Origin of the sequence: Salegentibacter sp. BDJ18 (assembly GCF_017579965.1) — a bacterium.
Lineage (GTDB): Bacteria > Bacteroidota > Bacteroidia > Flavobacteriales > Flavobacteriaceae > Salegentibacter.
On sequence record NZ_JAFLQX010000005.1, the window covers coordinates 1 to 24,363 of the forward strand.

At 36.8% G+C, this 24,363-nt stretch carries 25 protein-coding genes and 1 tRNA gene; 15 read left to right on the top strand and 11 right to left on the bottom strand.

Annotated elements, in window-relative coordinates:
• Positions 1-116 precede the first annotated feature (116 nt).
• The 5 genes from J0871_RS05120 to J0871_RS05140 all read right to left on the bottom strand — a co-directional run bounded on the left by J0871_RS05120 (position 117) and on the right by J0871_RS05140 (position 4,085).
• Positions 117-434: a response regulator gene (locus tag J0871_RS05120; RefSeq protein WP_208223998.1), complete on the bottom strand. Its 318-nt coding sequence runs from the start codon at positions 432-434 to the stop codon at positions 117-119.
• Positions 427-2,406 (bottom strand): sensor histidine kinase, encoded by a 1,980-nt coding sequence (locus J0871_RS05125; protein ID WP_208223999.1) that lies wholly within the window; start codon positions 2,404-2,406, stop codon positions 427-429. Before J0871_RS05125 ends, J0871_RS05120 begins: the two co-directional genes overlap by 8 nt.
• A gap of 62 nt (positions 2,407-2,468) precedes the next feature.
• The gene (locus J0871_RS05130; protein WP_208224001.1) at positions 2,469-2,645 is read right to left on the bottom strand and encodes a hypothetical protein; all 177 of its coding nucleotides are present in this window, start codon (positions 2,643-2,645) and stop codon (positions 2,469-2,471) included.
• A 128-nt stretch (positions 2,646-2,773) separates the two neighbouring features.
• The gene (locus J0871_RS05135; RefSeq protein WP_208224003.1) at positions 2,774-3,619 is read right to left on the bottom strand and encodes a M57 family metalloprotease; all 846 of its coding nucleotides are present in this window, start codon (positions 3,617-3,619) and stop codon (positions 2,774-2,776) included.
• 384 nt (positions 3,620-4,003) lie between these two features.
• A tRNA-Leu gene (locus tag J0871_RS05140) sits at positions 4,004-4,085 on the bottom strand.
• Between the two features lie 149 nt (positions 4,086-4,234).
• On the opposite strand from J0871_RS05140, the gene J0871_RS05145 reads away from it, so the two are divergent.
• From J0871_RS05145 to J0871_RS05210, 14 genes are all read left to right on the top strand, one after another.
• Positions 4,235-5,176 carry a ribose-phosphate pyrophosphokinase gene (locus tag J0871_RS05145; protein ID WP_075325536.1) on the top strand — a complete coding sequence of 314 codons (942 nt, stop codon included), beginning with the start codon at positions 4,235-4,237 and terminating at the stop codon, positions 5,174-5,176.
• Positions 5,177-5,313: 137 nt separating this feature from the next.
• Entirely contained in the window at positions 5,314-5,970 is a 657-nt protein-coding gene (locus J0871_RS05150) for a 50S ribosomal protein L25/general stress protein Ctc (RefSeq protein WP_057482764.1), read from the top strand.
• Positions 5,971-6,155: 185 nt separating this feature from the next.
• Complete coding sequence (pth, locus tag J0871_RS05155) at positions 6,156-6,785, top strand: aminoacyl-tRNA hydrolase (protein ID WP_057482765.1); 630 nt, start codon at positions 6,156-6,158, stop codon at positions 6,783-6,785.
• A 7-nt stretch (positions 6,786-6,792) separates the two neighbouring features.
• Positions 6,793-7,731, top strand: a complete 939-nt coding sequence (locus tag J0871_RS05160; protein ID WP_057482992.1) for a bifunctional riboflavin kinase/FAD synthetase — start codon at positions 6,793-6,795, stop codon at positions 7,729-7,731.
• Positions 7,721-9,040 carry an HTTM domain-containing protein gene (locus J0871_RS05165; protein ID WP_208224006.1) on the top strand — a complete coding sequence of 440 codons (1,320 nt, stop codon included), beginning with the start codon at positions 7,721-7,723 and terminating at the stop codon, positions 9,038-9,040. Before J0871_RS05160 ends, J0871_RS05165 begins: the two co-directional genes overlap by 11 nt.
• 54 nt (positions 9,041-9,094) lie before the next feature.
• Positions 9,095-10,366 (top strand): serine--tRNA ligase, encoded by a 1,272-nt coding sequence (gene serS / locus J0871_RS05170; protein WP_208224008.1) that lies wholly within the window; start codon positions 9,095-9,097, stop codon positions 10,364-10,366.
• Between the two features lie 13 nt (positions 10,367-10,379).
• The gene (locus J0871_RS05175) at positions 10,380-12,203 is read left to right on the top strand and encodes a tetratricopeptide repeat protein (protein WP_346014329.1); all 1,824 of its coding nucleotides are present in this window, start codon (positions 10,380-10,382) and stop codon (positions 12,201-12,203) included.
• A 9-nt stretch (positions 12,204-12,212) separates the two neighbouring features.
• Positions 12,213-12,521, top strand: a complete 309-nt coding sequence (locus J0871_RS05180; RefSeq protein ID WP_075325543.1) for a DUF4286 family protein — start codon at positions 12,213-12,215, stop codon at positions 12,519-12,521.
• Positions 12,522-12,524: 3 nt separating this feature from the next.
• Positions 12,525-13,355 carry a 16S rRNA (adenine(1518)-N(6)/adenine(1519)-N(6))-dimethyltransferase RsmA gene (gene rsmA, locus J0871_RS05185; RefSeq protein ID WP_208224010.1) on the top strand — a complete coding sequence of 277 codons (831 nt, stop codon included), beginning with the start codon at positions 12,525-12,527 and terminating at the stop codon, positions 13,353-13,355.
• A complete protein-coding gene (mgtE, locus tag J0871_RS05190; RefSeq protein ID WP_093306133.1) occupies positions 13,336-14,685 on the top strand; it encodes a magnesium transporter in 1,350 nt (449 codons plus the stop codon). The genes rsmA and mgtE overlap by 20 nt, the downstream gene beginning before the upstream one ends.
• A gap of 354 nt (positions 14,686-15,039) precedes the next feature.
• Complete coding sequence (locus J0871_RS05195; protein ID WP_093306131.1) at positions 15,040-16,020, top strand: 2-hydroxyacid dehydrogenase; 981 nt, start codon at positions 15,040-15,042, stop codon at positions 16,018-16,020.
• 183 nt (positions 16,021-16,203) lie between these two features.
• Entirely contained in the window at positions 16,204-16,590 is a 387-nt protein-coding gene (locus J0871_RS05200; protein ID WP_075325547.1) for a glyoxalase, read from the top strand.
• 101 nt (positions 16,591-16,691) lie between these two features.
• Positions 16,692-17,177 (top strand): DUF6428 family protein, encoded by a 486-nt coding sequence (locus J0871_RS05205; protein ID WP_075325548.1) that lies wholly within the window; start codon positions 16,692-16,694, stop codon positions 17,175-17,177.
• A gap of 10 nt (positions 17,178-17,187) precedes the next feature.
• Positions 17,188-17,604: an arsenate reductase ArsC gene (locus tag J0871_RS05210; RefSeq protein WP_075325549.1), complete on the top strand. Its 417-nt coding sequence runs from the start codon at positions 17,188-17,190 to the stop codon at positions 17,602-17,604.
• Between the two features lie 123 nt (positions 17,605-17,727).
• Here J0871_RS05210 and J0871_RS05215 read toward each other — a convergent pair whose 3' ends face one another.
• The 5 genes from J0871_RS05215 to J0871_RS05235 form a co-directional block, all read right to left on the bottom strand.
• Positions 17,728-18,378 carry an SDR family oxidoreductase gene (locus J0871_RS05215; protein WP_075325550.1) on the bottom strand — a complete coding sequence of 217 codons (651 nt, stop codon included), beginning with the start codon at positions 18,376-18,378 and terminating at the stop codon, positions 17,728-17,730.
• Positions 18,379-18,466: 88 nt separating this feature from the next.
• The gene (locus J0871_RS05220; RefSeq protein WP_075325551.1) at positions 18,467-20,269 is read right to left on the bottom strand and encodes a lysophospholipid acyltransferase family protein; all 1,803 of its coding nucleotides are present in this window, start codon (positions 20,267-20,269) and stop codon (positions 18,467-18,469) included.
• Positions 20,270-20,275: 6 nt separating this feature from the next.
• Positions 20,276-21,526 (bottom strand): aspartate kinase, encoded by a 1,251-nt coding sequence (locus J0871_RS05225; RefSeq protein ID WP_075325552.1) that lies wholly within the window; start codon positions 21,524-21,526, stop codon positions 20,276-20,278.
• 6 nt (positions 21,527-21,532) lie between these two features.
• Positions 21,533-22,003: a GNAT family N-acetyltransferase gene (locus J0871_RS05230; RefSeq protein ID WP_075325553.1), complete on the bottom strand. Its 471-nt coding sequence runs from the start codon at positions 22,001-22,003 to the stop codon at positions 21,533-21,535.
• Positions 22,004-22,075: 72 nt separating this feature from the next.
• Complete coding sequence (locus J0871_RS05235) at positions 22,076-22,558, bottom strand: GNAT family N-acetyltransferase (protein WP_075325554.1); 483 nt, start codon at positions 22,556-22,558, stop codon at positions 22,076-22,078.
• 203 nt (positions 22,559-22,761) lie between these two features.
• Here J0871_RS05235 and fbp point away from each other — a divergent pair, with 203 nt between their 5' ends.
• Positions 22,762-23,769, top strand: coding sequence for a class 1 fructose-bisphosphatase (fbp, locus tag J0871_RS05240; protein WP_208224012.1), 1,008 nt, complete (start codon positions 22,762-22,764; stop codon positions 23,767-23,769).
• Positions 23,770-23,832: 63 nt separating this feature from the next.
• Here the strand turns inward: fbp and J0871_RS05245 are convergent, their stop codons facing one another.
• A complete protein-coding gene (locus J0871_RS05245) occupies positions 23,833-24,255 on the bottom strand; it encodes a hypothetical protein (protein WP_093306129.1) in 423 nt (140 codons plus the stop codon).
• Between the last annotated feature and the right edge of the window lie 108 nt (positions 24,256-24,363).

Here is a 24,363-nt window from a genome sequence, read left to right on the forward strand (position 1 = left end):
CTCTTGCCAGACATGAACTGGTCAAGTACCTTCTTCTCGAATTCTTGTTGTTCTTTTGTTGTCATAATTCTGTATGAATGAAATTAATAAATAATTCAATTCAGACAGAGTTTAATTTACACCCTCTTAAAAGTAGTAGAAACTATAATTCTAATATTGGGTTTTCTTAATCGTAGCACCTTCCCAAAATCTTCTCCAGAGACAAGCTTTCCGTCGGTGCTCGCCGGTAAACGCATATCTAAAAAAACCAGATCAAGATCTTCTATAAAATTGCTGTTATCAAGCAATAACTGCGCCTCGTCCAGGCTATAAACGCTGGTAATTTTAAAATTGTACGAGGCATTCTGGTTTACAAAACTTTCTAAGGCAGACTCGTAGGCATTGGCAATAATTGGATGATCGTCTATAATTAATACGGAAACCGATTTATCCATTTTTATAAATTTTAACCCTAAATAAGAGATCTGTACCCATAGCTGAAGTTTTAAATGTAAACATACCATCAATTTTTTCCATTCGGTCCCGCATATTTTTTAAACCAATACCTTTAACTTTTTTTCGTTTGTCAAAACCTTTTCCGTTATCCTTAATTTCCATTACAAGCACGTCCTGTTCCCGGGTTATTTTTATGTTTACTAACGTAGCTTCAGCGTGTTTAACCACATTTTGCAAAGCTTCCTGTAAAATACGATAATAATTAATTTGAATATTTTCATCAATTAATTCCCCATCAATATTATCATCAAAAGAAAATTCAATTTTTGCTGAAGTTAGGTTTTGGTAGTCGGCTACAAGCTGTTTTAAGAGTTTTGCGAAATTAAGATGAGAGCCAGAAACTTCTCTAATAAGGTTATGCGAAATTTGTCTAATCTCTTCTTCGGTAAGTTGTAATTTATCTAAAAGTTGGTTGTATTTAGCTGAAACCTGGCCGGGAGCATTTAAATTTAACAAGCCGAAATTCATTCTAATTCCAAAAAGTTTACCCAGTATACCATCATGTAGTTCTCCTGAAATTCTTGCCCGTTCTTCTTGTCGACCTTCTTCCAGTTTGGTTTGCTGTTTAAGCAGAAGTTTATAAATTTCTTCGTTATATTCCTGTTGTTCTTTTTGAAATTTAAGTTCTTTATTCTTTGCTCTTTGTGAGCTTAACAGGTATAAAAGGAACAATACTGAAGCTAGAATTACGGCAATTAAACTAAGCCATAATTTTTCGTTACTAAGCTCTTGTGTTTTTTGAATATATTGATCGGTTTCAAATCTAATTCTGGCAAATTTATTCCTAATAGCCCGTTCTTCCTGCAATAAACTGTCGTTTAACTGAATATAGCTGTCCAGGTATTCTGGTGCTTTTTGCGGTTCAATTTTCGCTAAAAGACTATAGGACGCCAGCAAATCGCGGTTATTGCTAGTTGTATTTGCAAGGCTATTAGCCTCTTTGGTATATTGCAATGCCTTAGTGGTATCACTATTTTTAAGATAATATTCCCCTAAATGAAGTTTATTGATTACAATTCCCGATTCGTGCTGAATACTATCCCTAATTTTAAGGGCTGTATGGAAAAGAAATGATGCTACCTGATAATTACCAAGTTTAAATTCTGAATAGCCCAAATTATCGGTAAGCATTGCATAAAGCTCGGTATCCTTCTGAAGAATACTGTCTATTTGTAAAGCCTTGGTGTAATTAAGAATAGAATTATTATGGTCTCCCAATTTTTGATAAACAACGCCCAGATTATTTAGAGATCGTGCCGATTTTACCGGATCTTCCAAAAATTCCGCATTTTTCAGTGCTGCTCGGTGATATTTAAGAGCCTGTGAATAATCTCCTAAACCATTATAAATAATACCAAGATTATTATTTGCAGGATAAACATAATTTTGACTATCTGTGGATTCTTCTATTAAATCCAGTGCCTGAAAGGTTGTGTTTTCACTACCTATATAATCTTTTACCTTTTCTTGCAGAATAGCCATATTAAGCAACATCCTGCCTGCCTTTAGGTCTTTATCGGCTTTTAAAAATTGTTCGTATGCAAGATTATAATGATAATAAGAACTGTCTATAATATGGTCCCGATAAAAAAAGTTCCCAAGGTCCCAATTAGTTAAAGCAATATTTGCTTCTAAATCTAAATTTATTGCCATTTTTTTAGCCTGGGAATTCCAGTAACGGAACCGGGTAGAGTCTTCTTTTAAGTAAAATTCGTAAGCTAAATCTAATTGAAGTTTATTTTTGAGAGAATCATCAGGAATTTTATTTAATAATCGGTTGCGGGCATTAGGTTCCTTCTCATCTAAAAGAATTTGCTTGAGGTTATTATATTTTTGAGTAGAATTGGATGTTTTATCTATATTACATGAGGTAATAAGGAAAAAAAGTAATAAGCAGATTCTTAAATACAATGAAAATAAAATTAGAAGACCTTCAAAATTACGAAAAAAGCGTAGGATTCAGCTTTCTGGTTTTAATCTTCATTTCTTCTGTCATCAATTGGGTTGCTTTCATCCCCTGAAGCAGTTTTTTCAATATTTATTATTTCGTTGTCCATTTGAGGTTGGTCTTCGGGTAGCGCTTCCGGCTCGCAAGACATAAAAAAAGTTGCTAAAAAAAGTGTACCAAATAATGTTGCTCTAAGTTTCATAATCGTTTATGTTTTTAAATTATAGAATTTTTTCCCGTTCGTGTGTTCCGGGTTTAATAATAAAATGGATGCCTTTGCAGACATCCATTTTCTGCTAACAAATTAAGACTATTTCAAATTGTTTAACATTAATAAAGATATTCCAGGGCTACTTCATCATAGTAACCAAAATTTCCGCTTTCGCTTGAGCTAAAGCAGGCAAGCATAATAGAGTTGGAGTCAAATCCCGTTGGGGTGCCAGGAATATGAACAGCTCCATCAGAACCGGCTGATTCGCCGCTTTGCCCACAGCTTTGGCGGCTATACCAATCGGTATGACGTAAACCTACCGAGTGGCCTATCTCGTGAGTAATCACGTGCTCGTTAGTTGCGGTACTGTAGTTTTCCATTCCAGAGAAAATTTGTACATATTTATAAGGATCTCCTCCACTTGGGAAACCGGCTACCCCGCCGGCCTGGCCATTAGAATTTTGGTATACCACGATGTCGTACGGCCCATAATTTGTACCAAAAGTAAGCGTGAAGTTAAGGCCGATATTCAGGGAATTATAATTGGTAATTGCTCGCTGCAAGGCGGTACGCTGTTTTGAGGTTAATCCCTGCCCAGAGCCACCTGTAAAACCAATAACATTTACGTTTCTTGGTGATGAAACCAAATTGTAAGTTCGGTACTGTTTATCGGTTACGCTGGCAGAGCTCATACTTTCTAATTGCTCCTCGTCCAGTAAAATATCTCCTTCAATAAGAAAAGATTTTTTAGTCTCCCCATTAGGAAGCAGGAAATCTATAGTCTCAGCATCTTCTGTGTTAAAGTGTAAATTTGCAATTTGTTTAAGGTCTTCCTTAGAGATTTTAGTTTCCTGAGTGGTTTCCTCTATTTGAGTTTCCTCTGGAGTGGTAGCTTCTTCCTTTTGGCAGGAAGTGAATAATGCACCTGTTGCCAGGATGCCTAGTAATAGATTTTGGGTCTTCATAAAATGTTTGATTAAAAAGTTAATAGACCGGAAAATTAAACTTTGATAATCAAAAAGTAGAAATTTAATCCTTACTAAAAGTAAGGAAAATCCTTACTTTTGATTTGAGACCAGTATTGGTAGGAGTTTAAGATGCGAACTTTTATCACAATTCTTCTTTATTTTAATAATTTAGAAACAAGTTTATCGCGGGATATTGAATTTCATTTGTCTAATATTAGCCGATCCTGTTTATACTCAATTTTGACAGCTAATTATAAATAGAAGGCTTCCCCAAATAAGACACTTTTAATACCTGTTTAAATGATATGATATTGTAAAAAAAGAAAAACCCCGTAAACATTGAGTTTTACGGGGTTTCGATGTTGTTTGATGTTTAAAAAGTACTCGAGGCGGGAATCGAACCCGCACAACCGAAGTTACTGGATTTTGAATCCAGCGCGTCTACCAGTTCCGCCACTCGAGCAAGTGGACGGCAAAAGTAAAAAATTTTTCCCATCCCCAAATGTTTTTTTCCAATTTTAAAGTTTCAGTCTAAACATATTCGTGAGGTGTGAAAGGAATTAATTTCTAAATTTGCAGCACAACAAACAACATTCACAAAAACAACACAACATGCCCAACGTAATTCCAGAGGCTAAGATTTTTTCCTGTACCCAGAGTAAAGCTTTAGCTGAAAAAATAGCGGCCGCTTACGGCACCAAATTAGGAAATGTAATTACTTCAACTTATAGCGATGGCGAGTTTCAGCCTTCTTTTGAAGAATCGGTTCGCGGTTCGCGAGTTTTTATTATTGGTTCTACCCACCCGGGTGCAGACCACTTAATGGAAATGCTTTTAATGCTTGATGCTGCAAAAAGAGCTTCGGCGAGACATATTACAGCGGTGCTTCCATATTTTGGTTGGGCACGTCAGGATAGAAAAGACAAACCCAGAGTCCCAATTGCTGCCAAAATGATTGCCAGTATCCTGGAAACCGCAGGAGCGACCAGAATTATAACTATGGATTTGCACGCCGATCAAATTCAGGGATTTTTCGAAAAACCCGTAGATCACCTTTACGCTTCCACGGTTTTTCTTCCACATTTAAAGAAATTAGGATTAGATAATTTAACAGTTGCATCGCCAGATATGGGAGGGTCTAAACGAGCTTATGCATACTCTAAAGCATTGGAGAGCGATGTGGTAATATGTTACAAACAGAGAGCAAAAGCCAATGTGATCTCGCACATGGAGCTTATTGGTAACGTAGAAGGTAAAAATGTGGTTTTGGTAGACGATATGGTAGATACTGCCGGAACACTTACTAAAGCTGCCGATTTAATGATGGAACGCGGGGCAAAAAGTGTGCGTGCTATTTGTACCCACCCGGTACTTTCTGGCGGAGCTTATGAAAAGATTGAAAAATCAAAACTAATGGAATTAATAGTGACCGATTCTATTCCGCTAAAGCAAGAAAGTAAAAAAATTAAGGTTGTAAGCTGTGCCAATCTTTTTGCCGATGTTATGAATAGGGTACATAACAATGAATCTATTAGTTCTAAATTTATTATGTAATCAAACCCATTATTCATAGTTAATATTCAGTTTTTTAGCTTGAATTCTCAATTATAATTTTCTTTTTAAAGAATTTTAAGTCAGGGTTTTATAGAAAGGAAAAAAGCGCTACTTTTGCAGCCTAAAATTTTTCAACAATGAAATCAATTACGATCAACGGATCTAAAAGAGAAAGCGTAGGAAAGAAAGCCACGAAGGCCCTACGTAATGCTGGACAGGTTCCTTGCGTATTATACGGGGGAGATGCCAAGCCGTTGCACTTTGCAACAGAAGAAATTTCGTTTAATAACCTTGTGTACACCCCAGATGTGCATACAGTGGAAATTAAGTTTGAAGACGGCGAGAAGTTTAACGCTATTCTTCAGGATATCCAATTCCACCCGGTTACCGATGCTATTTTGCACGTAGATTTCTACCAGATTAGTGAGGATAAACCAATCACTATGGAAATTCCTATCCATACCGAAGGTGTTGCGAGAGGGGTTAAAAATGGTGGTGTTTTACGTTACAACCTACGTCGTTTAAAAGTAAGAGGTTTGGCTAACGAATTGCCAGATTATATTACTGCAGATGTAACCAAACTTAAAATTGGTCAAAAACTTTATGTTACTGCAGTTGCAGACGAGTCTTACGAGATTCAGCATCCAGACAACACAGTAATTTGCCAGGTTAGAACTTCACGTAACATTGTTGCCCTTGAGGACGACGAAGATGAAGACGAAGTACCAGCAGATGAAGTACCATCTACTGAAACAGATGATGTTGCTGCAGTTAAAGAAGGAGAAGATAATTAATCTTTTCTTTTTTCAACAAAAATTTAAAAGCATCCCAAAGGGGGTGCTTTTTTTGTTTTAAAAGTCTTTCAAAATAAATCTTAACAAGCAACCTGGGAAGCCAGTTCAGCATTTAAATCTGGATTATCGGGTAAAAACTTTTAGTTAGATATTCTAATAATTTTATCTTTACCAAAACAATTGTTATGCTGTCTTTCTTCGGAAAAATACTCAGTAAGAAAAAGCCCCAGGAAGAAGAACAAGATCCCATGAAGAAATTTTTGATCGTAGGACTGGGAAATCCAGGTCCTAAGTATGAGAACACCCGTCACAATATTGGATTCAAAATATTAGATTATATAGCCGAAAAGGAAGAGGTGAGTTTTTCTACAGAAAAATTAGGAGATATAGCTACATTTAAGTTTAAAGGCCGAACCTTTATAATGCTAAAACCTTCAACTTATATGAATTTAAGCGGGAAGGCTGTTAACTACTGGCTTCAAAAAGAGAAAATTGAATTACAGAATTTATTGGTAATTACAGATGATTTAAATTTAGCATTCGGTACTATTCGGCTAAAAACTAAAGGTAGTGATGGTGGCCATAACGGCTTAAAAGACATTCAAAATACCTTAAACACCACAAAATACAATAGGTTTAGATTTGGAATTAGTGATGAGTTTTCTAAAGGCCAGCAGGTAGATTATGTTTTAGGAGAATGGGGAGAAGAAGAGAGAAAAGAATTGCCAGAACGTTTACAGAAATCAGCCGAATTGGTAAAATCTTTTGGCACTGCAGGCGTTTCAAATACTATGAATTCATTTAACGGAAAATAAGTTGGCCTTGAAAATACATAAAGGAGCAAATGCTTTTAAAGGTGAGAAACAAACCGTAGTCACCATCGGTACTTTTGACGGGGTTCACGCCGGGCATCAAAAAATTATAAAACGGCTGGTAGATGCCGCCAAAATTGAAAACCTTGAATCTGTTATCTTTACTTTTTTTCCGCACCCAAGAATGGTTCTGCAAAAAGAAAGCGGGTTAAAACTTATAAATACTATAGAAGAACGTACCGAAATCCTTGAAAAAACAGGGATAGATCATTTGGTGGTGCATCCTTTTACCCAACAATTTTCAAGACTTACCGCGCAAGAATTTGTTCGTGATATTCTGGTAAATCGTTTAAAAGCAAAAAAAGTAATTATTGGTTACGATCATCGTTTTGGTAGAAATCGTACCGCAGATATCAATACCTTAAAACAGTTTGGTGAAGAATATGGTTTTGATGTAGAAGAGATCACCAAACAAGAAGTAGATCAGGTCGCGGTTAGTTCTACAAAAATTAGAAATGCGCTTCTAGAAGGGCGGGTAGAAAAGGCTAATAGTTATATGCAATCTCCTTTTTGCTTAACCGGAAAGGTGGTAAAAGGCCGTGGATTGGGAAAAGAATTTAATTATCCTACCGCTAATTTAAATATTGAAGAAGATTATAAGTTAATTCCGAAAAACGGGGTGTATGTTGTGTGTTCTAAAATTAAAGGAGAACGCTTCTTTGGAATGATGAATATTGGCACCAATCCCACGGTGGGAGGAAAAGACCAAACCATAGAAACTTATTTCTTTAACCTGGACAGGGATCTTTATGGCATCGAGCTAAAAATAGAAATGCTGGTAAGGATTCGCGATGAGAAAAAATTTGATTCTGTAAATGCTTTAAAAATCGCAATGAAACAGGACGAAGCTTTTTCAAGGCAATACATTAGAGATAATTATGCTCAATAAATGGCTTTTTAAGCAAGTAGATAATTCGGCGCTTATTGCTTTCCGAATTATTTTTGGCTTGCTTATTACCATTGAAGCCGTTGGCGCAATTTTCACCGGTTGGATTCGTAGAACTCTCATTGAGCCCGACTTTACTTTTAATTTTATAGGTTTTGAATTCCTGCAACCGCTGCCAGGAAACGGAATGTTATATTACTACGGAATTTTAGGGCTGTTCGGTATTTTTGTAATGCTGGGCTTTAAATATCGTTTCAGTATTTTTTGCTACACCATTATGTGGGCGGGAGTTTACCTGATGCAGAAATCTTCCTATAACAATCATTATTATTTGCTGATGCTGTTATGCGGAATAATGTTTTTTCTTCCCGCACATCGCTATTTTTCCATTGACGCCTGGAAAAAACCTGCGTTAAAGAAAATTTCCATGCCAAAATGGGTTTGGCTTTTTATCGTGCTACAGTTATGGATAGTTTATACTTACGCTTCAATTGCAAAATTATATCCAGATTGGCTTGATGGTACTTTGCCGGCTATGCTAATGCGTGGAAAAGCCGATTACTGGCTGGTGGGAGAATTTCTTCAGCAGGGATGGGTTAGGTATGTAATAACTTATTTTGGGTTAATCTTCGATTTATTAATTATCCCGGCGCTTTTATGGAAACCAACAAGAATGCCGGCTTTTATCCTTGCCATTTTCTTTCACCTGTTTAATAGTTTTATTTTTCATATTGGTATTTTTCCTTACTTATCGCTGGCTTTTTGCCTCTTCTTTTTTCCTTCAGAAAAGATCAATAAATACATTCTTCGGAATAAAAAACCTTATTATAATAAAGGAGAAATTGTTATCCCCTCGTATAGAAAACCATTAATTACAGTGCTTTCTATTTGGTTTGTAGTGCAAATCGCTTTACCGTTAAGACATTGGTTTTTTCAGGATAATGTACTTTGGACGGAAGAAGGCCATCGACTAAGCTGGCGTATGATGTTGCGCTCCCGTTCTGGAAACACCACTTTTAAAGTGGTTGAAAAAGGAAAAAGAGACACTACGTATGTGAATAAAGCACGCTATTTAAGCCGAAAACAAATTCGCTCGGTAAGTGCTAAACCCGATATGATGTGGCAGTTTGCTCAACATCTCGAAAAAGAATATGCTGAAAAGGGGAAAGAGATACAGGTGTTAGTAAAATCTAAGATAAGTATCAATGGGCGCCCTTATGAGCCTTTTATTGATCCAAAAGTAGATCTCGCTGCAGAAGAATGGCAGCATTTTAAACACCACGATTGGATTTTACCTTCAAAATTAGATTAAAAGTCTTCAGTGCTTTTCTTACATTTGCAGCTTCAAATTAGGAAATAGAAAGCTATGTTACAGGTTAATAATATCAGGGAAAATAAAGAAGAATTTATCAAGGGACTCAAAAAACGAAATTTTGAGGCTGAAAGTATTCTTGAAGAGGTACTGCTGTTAGACGAAAAACGTCGTGCCACCCAGGTAAAACTCGATGATATTTTAGCTGAATCGAACAGGCTTTCCAAAGAAATTGGTATGATGTTCAAAAATGGCGAACATCAAAAAGCCAACCTGATTAAAGAGAAAACAGGGAAACTAAAAGAAGATTCTAAAGCGCTTTCAGAGGAACTTTCAGAAATAATCTTGAAACTTGAAACCTTACTCTATACTATTCCTAACGTACCACACGAATCTGTGCCCGCCGGGACTTCAGAAGATGATAATGAGGAGATCTTTAAAGAGGGTGATGTGCCCGTACTTGCAGAGGGTTCATTGCCACACTGGGAACTTGCCAAAAAATACGATATCATAGATTTTGAACTGGGAAATAAAGTAACCGGCGCCGGATTTCCGGTTTATAAAGGAAAAGGAGCACGCTTACAACGTGCTTTAATTACTTATTTTTTAGATAAAGCTATTGATGCCGGTTATACCGAATATCAGTTGCCTTTAATGATTAACGAAGCTTCTGGTTTGGGAACAGGACAGTTGCCGGATAAAGAAGGCCAAATGTACCATATCACAGCTGATGATCTTTATATGATTCCAACTGCTGAGGTGCCTATGACGAATATGTATCGTGACCGTTTGTTAACCGATAAAGATTTTCCAATTGCCTGTACCGGCTACACGCCTTGTTTTAGACGGGAAGCAGGTTCTTATGGCGCCCACGTTCGCGGACTTAATCGTTTACATCAATTTGATAAAGTCGAGCTGGTAAGAATTGAAAAACCTGAAGATTCTTACGCAGCTTTAGTTAATATGGTTGAGCATATTAAAGATATTCTGGCCGATCTAAAATTACCTTACCGAATTCTAAGACTTTGTGGCGGTGATCTTGGATTTACTTCAGCCCTTACTTACGATTTTGAAGTGTTTTCTACCGCACAAGATCGTTGGTTGGAGATAAGCTCGGTTTCAAATTTTGAGACTTTCCAGGCTAACAGACTTAAACTTCGCTATAAGAATAAAGAAGGTAAAAAAGAGTTGGTGCACACCTTAAACGGAAGTGCTTTGGCCTTGCCGCGTGTCCTGGCTGGAATTCTTGAAAATTACCAAACAGAAGATGGAATTAAAGTTCCCGATGTATTGGTGCCGTATACTGGTTTCAACCTTATAGATTAAGCGCTTAAAAATATTGATTCACAGGGCAAATCCTTATCTTTACGGGATGCGCTCTGTCTTATTTTTTCTTATTTTTTTCTGCTCATTTTCAGGTGCCAACGCGCAGTCTGAGGTTTTAGCGCGTAATTTTTTTGATCAGGGAGAATTTGAAAAAGCCCTGAAAACCTATGAAAAATTAGTTGAGGAAAATCCGCAGAATACTTCTTATTTTTTCGGATTGGTAGAAAGCCATCAGCAATTGGAGAATTTTTCCCGGGCTGAAGAATTACTTCGAAATAAATTAAATAATTCGGCAAACAATCCCACGCTTTTAATAGAGCTGGGGCATAATTACGAGCTTCAGCAAAACACAGAAAGAGCGGAGCAATTTTATGCCGAGGCTTTAAGCGCGGTAGATGCTCGTCCTAATTACGCCTATTCCATAGCCAGAACTTTTCAGAAATACAGTTTGCTTGAAAATGCTGCAGCAACCTATGAAAAGGCAATGCAGCTAAATAATGAGCTAAACTTTAATATGCAACTTGCAAGAATTTACGGGGAGCAGGGTAAAACCGAACTTATGTTTGAGAATTACCTGGAACTTATAGAAACGAATCCCGATTTTTTCCCCATCGCCAATCGAGAATTCGGTAAGTATATCTCAGCAGATGCTTCAAGTGAAGCCAATACAATTTTTAGAAGGTTGTTGCTTACTAAGCTGCAAAAAGATCCCAGCTTACTTTATAACGAAATGCTGAGCTGGCTTTTCACACAGGAAGAGGAATTTTTGAAAGCTTTTTCTCAGGAAAAAGCAATATACAGGCGTAGTGATAAAAGTTTACAAAGTATTTTAAACCTTGCGGTTATGGCTCGGGAAGCTTCAGATTTTGAAGCCGCAAAAGAAATTATTGAATACGTAATAGAAGAAGCTCCTTCAGAAAATATCGTGTTACAGGGAAACCAGTTTTTGCTGAAAATGCGGGTAGAAAATGAAGAAAAAGAAAATTATTCTGAAATAGAAAAGAGATATACTGAATTATTAGAACAATTTGGCACCGGACTAAACACGCTGAATTTACAACTTGATTTCGCAAATTTCCTCGCCTTTAAGCAAAATAAAAAAGAAGAAGCTATCGCTTTATTGAAACAGGTTTCAGATAAGGCGAATCGCGATTTTGATAAAGCGATGATTAAACTAGCGCTTGCAGATATTTTAGTGCTTCAGGAGAAATTTAACGAAGCGCTTATCTATTATTCCCAGGTTCAAAATTTGGTTAAAAACGATCAAATCTCTCAAAACGCCCGATTTAAAGTGGCAAAAACCAGTTATTTTAAGGGGGATTTTAAATGGGCAAAACAGCAGTTGGATGTTTTGAAATCTTCTACTTCGCAACTTATTGCCAATGATGCGATGGAACTTAGTTTGCTTATTGAAGACAATTCTATAGAAGATTCTACCCAAACCGCGCTTAAAAAATATGCCCGGGCTGATTTGCTCGCTTTTCAGGAGAAAAATTCTGAAGCAATTGAACTTTTAACTGAGATTTTAAACCTTCATAAAGGAGAAAAAATTGAAGATGAAGCTTTGCTAAAACAAGCTCAACTATTTGAAGGAACCGGCCAACTGCAGAAGGCTGAAAATAATTATCTCGCAATAATCAAAGATTTTAATGCTGATATTTTGGCTGATAACGCTCATTATTATTTAGCCGAATTATATGCAAATGAGCTGGAAAATCCAGAAAAGGCCAAAGAATATTACGAACAAATAATTTTTAATTTTGCCGATAGTATTTATTTTGTGGAAGCTCGCAAAAAATACCGTGCGTTAAGAGGAGATTATGAAGAAACCCCTTAAAAAATAAAGATGTACATATATAACGTAACCATAAATATTGAGGAAGCTATTCACGATGAGTGGGTAAAATGGATGAAAGAAGAACATATTCCCGAAATGCTGGATACCGGAAAATTCAAAAAAGCTTTAATGACCCGCGTGATGGTCACCGAAGCTATGGGTGGCATTACGTATTCGGTGCAATACACCGCCGAAAGTAAAGCTGAACTTGATAAATATTATGAAGAAGATGCTGAAAGGTTAAGAGGAAAAAGTAAAGCTTTTGAAGGCAAGTTTGTTGCTTTTAGAACCGAAATGCAGGTAATTAGCGAGCAATAATTTATGGGAAAATATAAGAAAAAATCCAGATCTTCACAATCTGAAGACGGTGAAGTAAGGGCAAAAAAACATCTTGGTCAGCATTTTTTAACCGATGAAAGTGTTGCGGAGCAAATAGCCGAAACCCTTACCTATAAAGGTTACAATAAAGTGCTTGAAATTGGCCCCGGGATGGGTGTTCTTACCAAATATTTATTAAAACAGGATGCTGAGGTTGACGTAATAGAAATTGATACCGAAAGTGTTGCTTACCTTCAAGAGCATTATCCGCAACTGGAAGATAGAATTCATCAATTCGATTTTTTGAAGTATGATGTAGGAACTGCTTTTAGGGACGAGGCTTTTGCGATTATCGGTAATTTCCCATACAATATTTCAACCCAAATTGTTTTTAAAGTTTTAGAATTAAAACACCAAATTCCTGAGTTTTCTGGAATGTTTCAAAAGGAAGTCGCGAAACGAATTTGCGAAAAGGAAGGCAATAAAACCTACGGAATTCTCTCGGTATTGGTTCAGGCTTTTTATGAAGCTGAATATTTATTTACCGTTCCGCCTTCAGTCTTTAACCCGCCGCCCAAAGTAGAGAGTGGGGTTTTACGTCTAACAAGAAAAGAAGATTTTAGCCTGCCATGTAACGAAAAATTATTTTTTAGGGTAGTAAAAACCGCCTTTCAGCAGCGTAGAAAGACGATGCGCAATAGTTTAAAAACTTTTGATTTACCCGATAATTTAAGGGAAGATCCTATATTTGACAAACGTCCTGAGCAACTCGGTTATCAGGATTTTATAGATTTGACCCTTAAAATTGAGCCGTATGCAGTTTCAAATCAGTAGTGAGTTAATAGAAAAATTACAATTCCTCATAGAACAGCAGAATAATGAGGAATTGCTATTGCACCTTGAAGATGTGCACCACGCTGATATTGCTGAAATTTTAACTGAACTTTCTTTAGAAGAAGCTACTTATATTGTTAAGCTTCTGGACAGCCAGAAAACGGCCGAGGCATTAATGGAGCTGGAAGAAGGCGTGCGGGAACGTATTCTTGATACCCTTTCAGCAAAAGAAATTGCCGAAGAGCTTGAAGAAATGGATACCGATGATGCCGCCGATATCATTTCTGAACTATCTCCCGAGCGCCAGCAAAATGTTATTGCCGAACTCGTAGACGAGGAACATGCCGATAATATTGTAGAACTGCTGCGCTACGATGAAGATTCTGCCGGCGGACTTATGGCTAAGGAACTTGTAAAAGTTAACGAAAACTGGAGTGTGACCGGTTGTATGACCGAGATGCGAGAGCAGGCCGAAAATGTGACCAGGGTACATTCTATTTACGTTGTAGACGATAAAAATAAGCTTAAAGGCAGGCTTTCACTTAAAGATTTACTCACCGCACCAAGTCATGCGAATATCCAGGATGTTTATATTCCGCAGGTAGATTATGTAAATGTGCATACTGAAGGCGAAGAAGTGGCCCGGGTAATGCAGAAATATGACCTTGAAGCAATTCCAGTGGTAGATGAAATGGGTCGTTTAGTGGGAAGGATTACCATTGATGATATTGTAGATTTTATTAAAGAAGAAGCCGAAAAAGATTACCAGATGGCTTCTGGTATTTCAGAATCTGTAGAAGCCGATGATAGTTTATGGCGCCTTACAAGGGCTCGATTACCGTGGTTGGTTCTTGGGCTTTTTGGAGGTTTGGGCAGTGTTTATATTATGAAAGGTTTTGAAGAAGCCCTGGAGCAATTTCCAATTTTATTCTTTTTCACTCCTTTAATTGCCGCGATGGCTGGAAATGTTGGGGTACAATCCAGTGCCATAATTGTTCAGGGACTTGCGAATGATAATTTACGTGGTAGCTTATTACAGCGTTTAATAAAGGAAGTAGGCCTTAGTTTAATAAATGGAGTTGCATTAGGAATCCTGGTTATTTTATTTGGGTTAATTGTTGGGCAGGACCAATTGGTGAGCATTACCATAGCTGCATCTTTACTTTCGGTAATTATTGTGGCCGCACTGGTGGGAACTTTTGTACCCATTATTTTAAATAAACAAGGTATTGATCCCGCGATTGCTACCGGTCCTTTTATCACAACCAGCAATGATATCTTCGGAATTTTTCTCTTCTTCTATATTTCTAAATTAGTACTTGGTTTTTAACTAACAGGCTTCAGGCTTTAAGTTTTAAAAATCATTCTTTAACTTTGGTTTTTCGTAATGAAAGTTCCCTTGAATAAATCTGGGGAATTAATTTGAAAACTAAATTAGGTTGTTTGAATTGTCATCCTGAACTTGTTTCAGGATCTAGCATGTTAGAAGCTGAAACAAGTTCAGCCTGATGTAAAATTTTCACACAGCCTCATAAAACCTCACTTAGTGAGTAAACAAATGAAACCGCCTTCATTTCAAAATCCATTTTTTCTAACTTAATTTTATTTATAATGCGGATAAGCCAGTTTTGAGCTTAATCCCGGCGGGCGTTATATATAAAAATTAAAAACTCAATTTAGAGCAATGATTATCTTACATTCAGATACCAATCATCCAACTTTAATCAAACAATTACAAGATGCCGGGCATCAAAATATTGAAGGCTTTACCCAATCTCGGGAAGAAACGCTGGAAAATCAACATCTCTACGATGGGATCGTTATTAGAAGTCGATACACTATAGACAAAGAATTTATTGACGCCGCACCAAATTTAAAATTTATCGCAAGGGTAGGCGCCGGGCTGGAAAATATTGATGTAGAATATGCTGAATCACACGGAATCACTTTATTTTCTGCACCTGAAGGAAACCGAAACGCTGTAGGCGAACACACTTTAGGAATGCTTCTTTCGCTTTTTAATAGGTTAAATAAGGCTGATAGGGAAGTACGCGATGGTCTCTGGCACCGTGAAGAAAACCGTGGCTTGGAATTAGACGGAAAAACTGTGGGAATAGTAGGCTACGGAAATATGGGAAAGGCTTTTGCTAAAAAATTACGCGGATTTGAAGTTGAGGTAATCTGTTACGATATTAAAGAGGGTTTAGGCGATGAAAATGTCCGTCAGGTCTCTTTAGAAGAATTTAGGGAGAAATGTGATGTAGTAAGTTTGCATACGCCCTGGACGCCCGAGACTGACCAAATGGTAAATAAAGAATTTATTGATGCTTATAAAAAACCGTTCTGGTTTATAAATACTGCCCGCGGAAAAAATGTAGTTACGGCAGATCTTGTAGATGCTTTAAAAGACGGCCGTGTACTTGGTGCAGGGCTTGATGTTCTGGAATACGAAAAAGCGTCATTTGAAAGTCTTTTTTCTAATAAAAAGAACGTTTCGTTAAGTATAGAAAATCAAATTCCAGATGCTATGCGTGAACTTATGTTTTTGAATAACGTGATTTTGAGCCCCCACGTTGCCGGTTGGACCTTAGAATCTCACGAGCGCCTGGCCAGTGTAATCGCCGGTAAGATCATAGATAAATTCGGAAGAGGAGAAGAAAAGTAATTTTTTCTAAATATTTAGAATAAACCTCACAGGACTCCGAGACCTGTGGGATTCTTTATGATTTTTCGTCATTGCTAGGAAGTGATAGCAGACGCGGCAATCTGTAACTTGTTTTAGTAATTGATCGTAGTGCAATTATTTCTACCGAATTATCGTATTTTCAGGAAAATTAATTCAGAAAAAATGGATAAAAGGGTTACAGGAATTGGTGGAGTTTTCTTTAAAACCAAAGATCCGAATGCGGTAAAAGAATGGTACAGCAAGCACCTTGGTTTAAATACAGACCAATGGGGTTGCACATTTTGGTGGCTGGACGAAAACGGAAACAAATGTTCTACTCAATGGAGTCCGTTTAAAGAAAATACCAATCATTTTAAACCTTCAGAAAAAGATTTTATGATGAATTACCGCGTGGAAAACCTTGAAGAATTGCTGGAAACTTTAAAAGCCGAAGGTGTAGAAGTTATGGATGAAATTCAAAAAGTAGAAGAAGGGAAATTCGGCTGGATTATGGATTTGGAAGGAAATAAAATAGAGCTTTGGGAACCTAACGATAAAGCTTTTCTCTAAGCTAAAACATTCTTTTTTAAGTATAAACAGAAATAATATTTGATTCTTCTTTTTTCTAATTCTTATTAATCGTAATATTGCGATATACAAATATTAAAATTATGAAAACATCAGAACTATTCGATTTGTTGAGACAACATCAGGAAAAACCCCTGTTGTTTGAGTACGCACCCAACTTATTGGTTGGAGCAAATTATCATATTACCGAAGTAAAACACCTAAAGATAGACTCGGTAGACTGTGGCGCGGGAACCGATGCCTGGAACGAAACTATTATTCAGTTATGGGAAAGTCCGGAAGAAATTGGAAAAACCGAATTTATGCAAGTTTCCAAAGCTTTATCTATTTTAGATAAAGTTGGCCAAATGAAAGCGTACGATATAGACGCTGAGGTAAAGTTTGAATACAGCAATGCAAATTTTCACACCGCTCAATTATTCGTAACCGGCTTTAGTATTAAAAATGGAAATTTATTAATGAAATTAGACGTAAATCCAACCGATTGCAAGGCGAAAGAAACCTGCGGTGTTGCAGAGCCGGCAATGGAAAGTGCTAACGCATGTGCACCCGGTGGTGGTTGCTGCTAAAAAACCTAATATGAAGAACGTACTCGTACTTTGTACCGGAAATTCTTGTAGAAGCCAGATGGCGCATGGATATTTAAAGCATTTTGCCAAAGAGAGGGCTACAATTTACAGCGCAGGAATTGAAACCCATGGGTTAAATCAACAAGCTGTAGCCATTATGAAGCAGGATGGAATAGATATTTCTAGCCATACCAGCAACCACGTAGATGAATATGCTGCTATAGATTTTGATTTTATCATTACCGTTTGCGATCACGCGAACGAGAATTGCCCGTTTATTCCTTCGGAAAATGCAGTGAGATTACATCAGAATTTTAAAGATCCTTCAAAAGTAGAAGGTTCTGAAGAAGAAGTTCAGAAGACTTTTAAAACCACCAGGAATGAAATTAAAGCCTGGTGTGAAAAATTTGTGAATGATAATCTATAAAACAAAAAATGCTGTTTGTAATTTAAACGTCATCCTGAACTTGTTTCAGAGCCTGCCCCGGTTTTGGATCGGGGATCTAATATTTGAAATTATCAAACAGCATTTTATAATTTGATCTCTTTATTAATTATTCTGGCTCAATTCAATAAGAGCAGATTTAATAGATTCTTCTCCTTCCAGCGCCTCGAATGCCATATTTTTTCCTAAAGGATCGGCAAGGCACATCACCAGTAAAAAGGCAACATCATCACGTGAAATTTCTCCACGTTCATTCAGTTTTAAGTCTAATTTTACCTTGGCAAGCCCCATATCATCAGTCAAAGCACCTGGCCTAACGATAGTATAAACAATTCCGCTATCTACTAAATAATCATCGGCTTCTTTTTTGGCTCTCAGGTAATGTTCAAGGTCTCCACCTTCTTCCGGCTTATCGGTTCCCATCGCGCTAAGCATGATGAATTTTTTTACGTTGAATTTCTTAGCAGCATCAACCATTTTTTTAGCACCTTCCTGGTCTACCGCCGTGGTTTTGTCAGGGCCGGTGCTACCACCAGAACCTGCTGCAAAAATTACCCGGTCAATTCCTTTAAAAGCGTGTTCTATATCACCTTCAAGGTCTGCCATCACGCTTTCAACATCCATATCGTCAAAGATTTGCTTCTGTTCCTCTTTACGAATCATTGCGATTGGCTTAAAATTTTCGGTATTATTTAAAATTTCAATAACCCTTTTTCCTGTTTGTCCGGTAGAACCGGCTATCAATATCTTTTCCATTTTTTCTTTAAATTTTAATCAGTTTGAAGATAAGGATGAATTAAAAACCTTCATAATGAATGCTTCAGAATAACATGAAATTAACAGCTTAATGTATTGAATTAAATTTTTCTTCCAGTTCTTTCTGAAACTCTTCCATCACCGGCTTTACGGTGCTTTCAGGTAAATCTTCAATTTTTATATACATTAATCCATCTACCGCATTATTAAAAAGTGGGTCTACATTAAAGGCTACTACTTTTGCATTCTGTTTAATGTATTTTTTAATTAAAACCGGTAAACGCATATTTTCTGGCTCAATTTCATCAATAATTTTATCGAATTTATTGAGATCGGCATCGCTGGCGTCAAAAACAAGATCTTTATCGGCGTCTTTTAGTTTTACTTTAAACTCTTTTTTCGGTTTAATATATTGCGCCACATTTGGATCGAAATAATGAGATTTCATAAACTCGATCATTAAAGATTTAGAGAAATTTGAGAATTTATTACTAATGCTCACGCCACCAATAAGGTATTTATGCTCGGGAAAACGTAGGGTACAATGTACAATCCCTTTCCAAAGTAAAAAGAGCGGCATTGGTTTTTGCTGATATTCTTTAATGATAAATGCGCGACCCATTTCTATAGACTGGCTCATCATTTTATGCAATTCTGGCTCAAACCTAAATAATTCCTGTAGGTAAAACCCATCAATCCCGTGCCGGGCATAAATTTCATTTCCCATACCCATACGGTAAGCACCGGCTACCTTTTTGGCTTCATTATCCCATAAAAACAAGTGGTAATAATATTCGTCAAATTTATCAAGGTCGGTAGCATTGTTGGTGCCTTCACCAATTGCCCTAAAAGTTATTTCCCGTAACCTTCCAAGCTCGGCTACGATATGCGGAATCACCTCTTTTTTTGCAAGGAAAACTTCGTAATTCTTACTGGAGAGTAACCGCTTGTCCATTTGGCGGCAGTTTTCTACCTCTATTTCCATAAGTGCCTGCGCCGTTTCTGCTGCAATTTTTTTGGGAGATTTTGGAAGTTTTAGGTGTTTGGGTATTTTCTCAAAAAGTTTTTTCTTTTCAAAAACGTTGGCCAGCATATAGGTTTTCCGACGTAAAAATGCAGTGAAAGCTTCTAAATTTGAATGTTCTAATTGGTCTTCTACCAAAATGGGATTACCAATTCTCACCTTAATTTTTCTTCTTTTTTGGGTAAGCATTTCGCTGGGAAGTTTGGCGGTACGCAAAATATCGCTCATAGAAGCCAACTTATAGAAAAAAGTAGAATTTTTAGCGTGGAAATAAATAGGGACAACCGGAACTTTTGCCTTTTGAATAAGTTTCATTGCAGCAGGTTCCCAGGGCTTGTCTACAATAAGTTTCTCGTCTTTATAGGTAGAAACTTCGCCTGCCGGAAACATACCCAGGGCGTGGCCTTCTTTTAAATGAGAAATCGCTTCTTTAATTCCGCCTAAACTAGACTTTGCATCCTTATGGTCTTCAAAAGGATTCACCGGCATAATATAAGGCCGTAACGGGTCTAAACGATGCAAAAGAAAATTAGCAATTACCTTATAATCGGGGCGCTGGTGTAGTAATAATTTCATTAAAATCATTCCATCAATTCCGCCAAGAGGATGATTAGAAATGGTAATAAATGCACCAGATTTGGGAATTCTTTTTAAATCTTTCTCGGGAATTTCAAAATCTATTTCAAAACCTTCTAAAATTGAATCAATAAAATCAATTCCATTTAAGTTTTTTCTTTTCTGGTATTCTTTATTTAACCTGGAAAGTTTAGTAGTTCGAAGAATTAACCAACCTATTGAGGTTCCAAACAGACCTAGTTTTTGGAGGTTCATTACTTTGGCAACTTCCCTGGCACTTACAATTCCCATATAAATTTAGTTTCGGGTTACAATTTGAAGCGTGTTATGGGTAAGCTGTTTTAGCAGTATTTCTTTATCTTTTTCAAGGCTTTTAATCGCTTCATCGTTAAAATGCCGAATGGTAAAAAGGGAAACTCCTGGCACAAAACTCACTTTAAACCTGGCTTTTAAATGCTGAATTAATTTTTCTAACAGGTTAAATTTATTGTCTACACAAACCGAAAAACTAATCGCAGAATTTTGAATTAAATCTACCTTCATTTGATATTGATGAAAAAGCCTGAAAACCTCACTGATATTTTCTTCTACCATAAAGGAAAAATCCAGTGTGGAAAGTGAAATTAAAACCAGGTCTTTTTTAACGATAAAACAAGGAATTTCAGGAAAAATAAGTTGCCCTTTTCCAACTTTGGTACCTTCGCTTTCGGGATTTAAAAAGGGTTTTACAAAAAGCGGAATTTCTTTTTGTTGAAGTGGTTGTAAAGTTTTTGGGTGAATTACCGACGCTCCATAAAATGCTAATTCAATAGCTTCTTCATAAGAAATTTGCTGAAGTAACTCCGGGTTTTGAAATTCTCGAGGATCGGCATTTAAAACTCCGGGAACATCCTTCCAAATAGTTACATTTTCAGCATTTAAGCAATAAGCGAAAATTGCCGCGGTATAATCACTACCTTCTCTACCAAGCGTGGTGGTAAAGTTATTGGGATCTGAACCAATAAAGCCCTGCGTAATATTTACCTGGCTTATATTTAGATTGGTTTGAATTGCTTCGTGGGTATCTTCCCAATTTACACCGGCATCCCGGTAAACACTATCGGTTTTAACAAGATGCCTCGCATCAAGCCAGTTATTTGCTATGTTTTGGGAATTGAGATATTCACTAACTATGGTAGTAGAAACCAACTCACCATAGCATATTACCTGGTCGTAAACAAAGTCGTACTGCTCAGACTTATTATGCTGAAGAAAATTTCTAAGTTCAGTAAAAAGTGTATTTATTTTATTGAAAACCGGGGATTTAATTTCCGCAAAAAGTTCGTTTATTATCTCAAAATGTGCATCTTCAACCGCTTGTAGGCTTTCGGGAATTTGCTTTTCAAAAAGATAATCTTTAATAACAATTTCCAGCGCATTGGTGGTTTTTCCCATCGCCGAAATCACGATCACTTTAGGGCCGTTACCGGTTTTCTCTAATACATTTTGAACATTTTTTACTCCTGCCGCATCTTTTACCGATGCGCCTCCAAACTTAAAAACCTTCATAAAAATTTAATCGATGTTTTTCTGAATTCCGGTTTCATCCATATGCACGGTGTACCAGTTTTTCTTGATGTCTGCTCCCGTATTTTCATAGAATTCCTGGGCATTTTTGTTCCCTTCAGAAACTACCCACTCTACTCTTTTAACGCTATTTTCGTGGCCATATTTTACGACTCTTTTATAAAGAGCACCGCCAAGACCTGTGCCCCGCATACTTTCTCTAACAATTAGATCTTCCAGGTGAACGGTACGGCCTTTCCAGGTAGAAAACCTAAAATAAACCAGCGCCATCCCTTCAATTTTACCTTTTACATCTGCGACAAAACATTTAAAATTGGCTTCATCAAAACCCTCATGTTCCAAATCACTTACGTGAATTTGAACCTCATCTGCTGCACCCTCGTAAGAAGCAAGTTCTTTAATAAGTTCCAAAACCGCGGGCATATCTTCCCGCTTAGCTTCGCGTATAACGTATTCCATAAGTCTGGTATTTCTACAAAAGTAGGAATAGATTTTAATAAAAAGGGCTAATTATATAGGCTTAGCGTATTATTAACGTGTTTTCTCGAGAAATTTGTCCATTGCTTGCTCTTCCATTTGCACAGTACACCAATGGGTAAAAACAGTGGCACCACTACGGCTGTAAAAATCACGTGCGTGGGTATTCCAGTCTAAAACCACCCATTCGGTACGTTTTACACCTTCTTCTTTCGCAAATTGAATCACACGTTTATAAAGGGCATTTCCTAAACCTTTGCCTCTCATATTCTCTCTTACTACCAGATCCTCGAGGTGTACGGTTTTTCCTTTCCAGGTAGAATATCTAAAATAGCATAATGCCATTCCTTCAATCTTTCCTGCAGCTTCGGCTACAAAACAGGTAAACGACGGATTTTCCCCAAAACCATCTGTTTTCAGGTCTTCCGCAGTAATAATTACTGCCTCGGGCTCTTTTTCGAATTCAGCCAGTTCCTGTATAAGTTCTATAACCGCTGACATATCTTCTGGCCTTGCTTTTCTAATTGTAAATTCCATTTTTTAATTTGTTTTCGTTACAAAAGTAAAGATTGAAATTTCAAATTAGGGATTTCATAAAATATCCGCTGAAAAAATTAGTAAGTAAAGTCTGAAAATAGGTTGTATTAAAATTTCGTAAAATTCAATATAATTTTTACGAAAACGTTTTAGTAACTAAATAAAATGAATAATTTTGACGCAACTAACGATATTAGTACATAATGGTTAAGAAAAATCAGACTTTAGGCGAATTTATAATAGAAAATCAGGAAGCATTTCCTTATTCTTCGGGTGAACTTTCCCGCTTAATTAGGTCCTTACGCCTGGCGGCTAAAGTGGTAAATCACGAAGTGAATAAAGCAGGCTTAGTAGATATTTTAGGCTTGCATGGAGATACCAACATCCAGGGAGAAGATCAGCAAAAACTAGATGTTTATGCAAATGAGACTTTTATTCAAACCCTGATAAATCGTGAAATTGTCTGTGGAATTGCTTCCGAAGAAAACGACGATTTTATAACTATTTCAGGTAAAAATAACGATAATAGAAATAAATATGTGGTGCTTATGGATCCGCTAGACGGAAGCTCCAATATTGATGTAAATGTATCTGTTGGAACTATTTTTTCTATTTATCGTCGTGTGACTCCAATCGGAACCCCAGTTACAAAAGAAGATTTTTTACAACCCGGCAATAAACAGGTGGCTGCCGGTTATATTATTTATGGGACTTCTACGATGCTGGTTTATACCACGGGCTGCGGAGTGAATGGTTTTACTTTGAACCCCGCATTGGGCTCCTGGTATTTATCACATCCCGACATGAAATTTCCGGAAGACGGAACGATTTATTCTATGAACGAAGGTAATTATGTACATTTTCCCGATGGCGTAAAAAAATACATAAAGTACTGCCAGGAGGAAAAAGAAGACCGTCCCTATACTTCGCGGTATATTGGTTCTATGGTTTCAGATATTCATCGAAATATGATTAAAGGCGGAATTTTTATTTATCCTAAAAGTTCTAAGGCAAGCAATGGCAAATTGAGATTGTTGTACGAATGTAATCCTATGGCTTTTATTGTAGAACAGGCAGGTGGTAAGGCTACCGATGGTTTTAAACGAATTATGGATATTCAGCCTAAAGAATTACACGAGCGTGCACCTTTTTTCTGCGGAAGTAAAAATATGGTAGATAAGGCGGAAGAATTTATGCAGAAATATGGATAGAAATAATGGCCTAGTAGAAAAGTGATATAATTTTCAGTTAGGCCATTATTTAATATTTTAATCTTATTTATCCAGTAGATACTGGTAATCTTCAAAATTTAGTTGACCGCTAAAAATCTGGATAGACCTTTTTATAATTTTTTCTGCATTTTCACTTGAAAAACCAAGACCTATAGCATAACGTTTAATAAGGGTTTCTTCTTCATTATCTATTTCGTTATCGGCAAAAATAATCTTAAAGAGGTCGTGCAATCGCTCTAAACGTTTTTCGGCACTATTATAGGAATTAATAGGAAATTCAGCCGGGCGTTTAATCACCATTTTATATTCCTGTTCGCTTATATCTAGTTTACGGGCAAAACGCTCTAAAAGAACACGTTCTTTTTCATTGATTTTTCCATCTACACTCGCCAGATTTACAATAGATGCAAAATGGTTAATGTTGCGAAGATGTTCCCCCGAATCAAATAAATCTGAAAATGACATTTTTAATATTTTGGTACTGCAAATATACTTAAAGCTTAAAATAAAATTCATCAAAAAACTTTTAAAAGTTTAGGATTTCATCAATCGCTAATCTTTTCTTAATCCCTT

Coding starts and splice junctions, on each gene's coding strand:
- J0871_RS05120 (WP_208223998.1), bottom strand. CDS start 434: ATGGATAAATCGGTTTCCGTATTAATTATAGACGATCATCCAATTATT.
- J0871_RS05130 (WP_208224001.1), bottom strand. CDS start 2,645: ATGAAACTTAGAGCAACATTATTTGGTACACTTTTTTTAGCAACTTTT.
- J0871_RS05135 (WP_208224003.1), bottom strand. CDS start 3,619: ATGAAGACCCAAAATCTATTACTAGGCATCCTGGCAACAGGTGCATTA.
- J0871_RS05145 (WP_075325536.1), top strand. CDS start 4,235: ATGCCCAACGTAATTCCAGAGGCTAAGATTTTTTCCTGTACCCAGAGT.
- J0871_RS05150 (WP_057482764.1), top strand. CDS start 5,314: ATGAAATCAATTACGATCAACGGATCTAAAAGAGAAAGCGTAGGAAAG.
- pth (WP_057482765.1), top strand. CDS start 6,156: ATGCTGTCTTTCTTCGGAAAAATACTCAGTAAGAAAAAGCCCCAGGAA.
- J0871_RS05165 (WP_208224006.1), top strand. CDS start 7,721: ATGCTCAATAAATGGCTTTTTAAGCAAGTAGATAATTCGGCGCTTATT.
- serS (WP_208224008.1), top strand. CDS start 9,095: ATGTTACAGGTTAATAATATCAGGGAAAATAAAGAAGAATTTATCAAG.
- J0871_RS05180 (WP_075325543.1), top strand. CDS start 12,213: ATGTACATATATAACGTAACCATAAATATTGAGGAAGCTATTCACGAT.
- rsmA (WP_208224010.1), top strand. CDS start 12,525: ATGGGAAAATATAAGAAAAAATCCAGATCTTCACAATCTGAAGACGGT.
- mgtE (WP_093306133.1), top strand. CDS start 13,336: ATGCAGTTTCAAATCAGTAGTGAGTTAATAGAAAAATTACAATTCCTC.
- J0871_RS05195 (WP_093306131.1), top strand. CDS start 15,040: ATGATTATCTTACATTCAGATACCAATCATCCAACTTTAATCAAACAA.
- J0871_RS05200 (WP_075325547.1), top strand. CDS start 16,204: ATGGATAAAAGGGTTACAGGAATTGGTGGAGTTTTCTTTAAAACCAAA.
- J0871_RS05205 (WP_075325548.1), top strand. CDS start 16,692: ATGAAAACATCAGAACTATTCGATTTGTTGAGACAACATCAGGAAAAA.
- J0871_RS05210 (WP_075325549.1), top strand. CDS start 17,188: ATGAAGAACGTACTCGTACTTTGTACCGGAAATTCTTGTAGAAGCCAG.
- J0871_RS05215 (WP_075325550.1), bottom strand. CDS start 18,378: ATGGAAAAGATATTGATAGCCGGTTCTACCGGACAAACAGGAAAAAGG.
- J0871_RS05220 (WP_075325551.1), bottom strand. CDS start 20,269: ATGGGAATTGTAAGTGCCAGGGAAGTTGCCAAAGTAATGAACCTCCAA.
- J0871_RS05225 (WP_075325552.1), bottom strand. CDS start 21,526: ATGAAGGTTTTTAAGTTTGGAGGCGCATCGGTAAAAGATGCGGCAGGA.
- J0871_RS05230 (WP_075325553.1), bottom strand. CDS start 22,003: ATGGAATACGTTATACGCGAAGCTAAGCGGGAAGATATGCCCGCGGTT.
- J0871_RS05235 (WP_075325554.1), bottom strand. CDS start 22,558: ATGGAATTTACAATTAGAAAAGCAAGGCCAGAAGATATGTCAGCGGTT.
- fbp (WP_208224012.1), top strand. CDS start 22,762: ATGGTTAAGAAAAATCAGACTTTAGGCGAATTTATAATAGAAAATCAG.
- J0871_RS05245 (WP_093306129.1), bottom strand. CDS start 24,255: ATGTCATTTTCAGATTTATTTGATTCGGGGGAACATCTTCGCAACATT.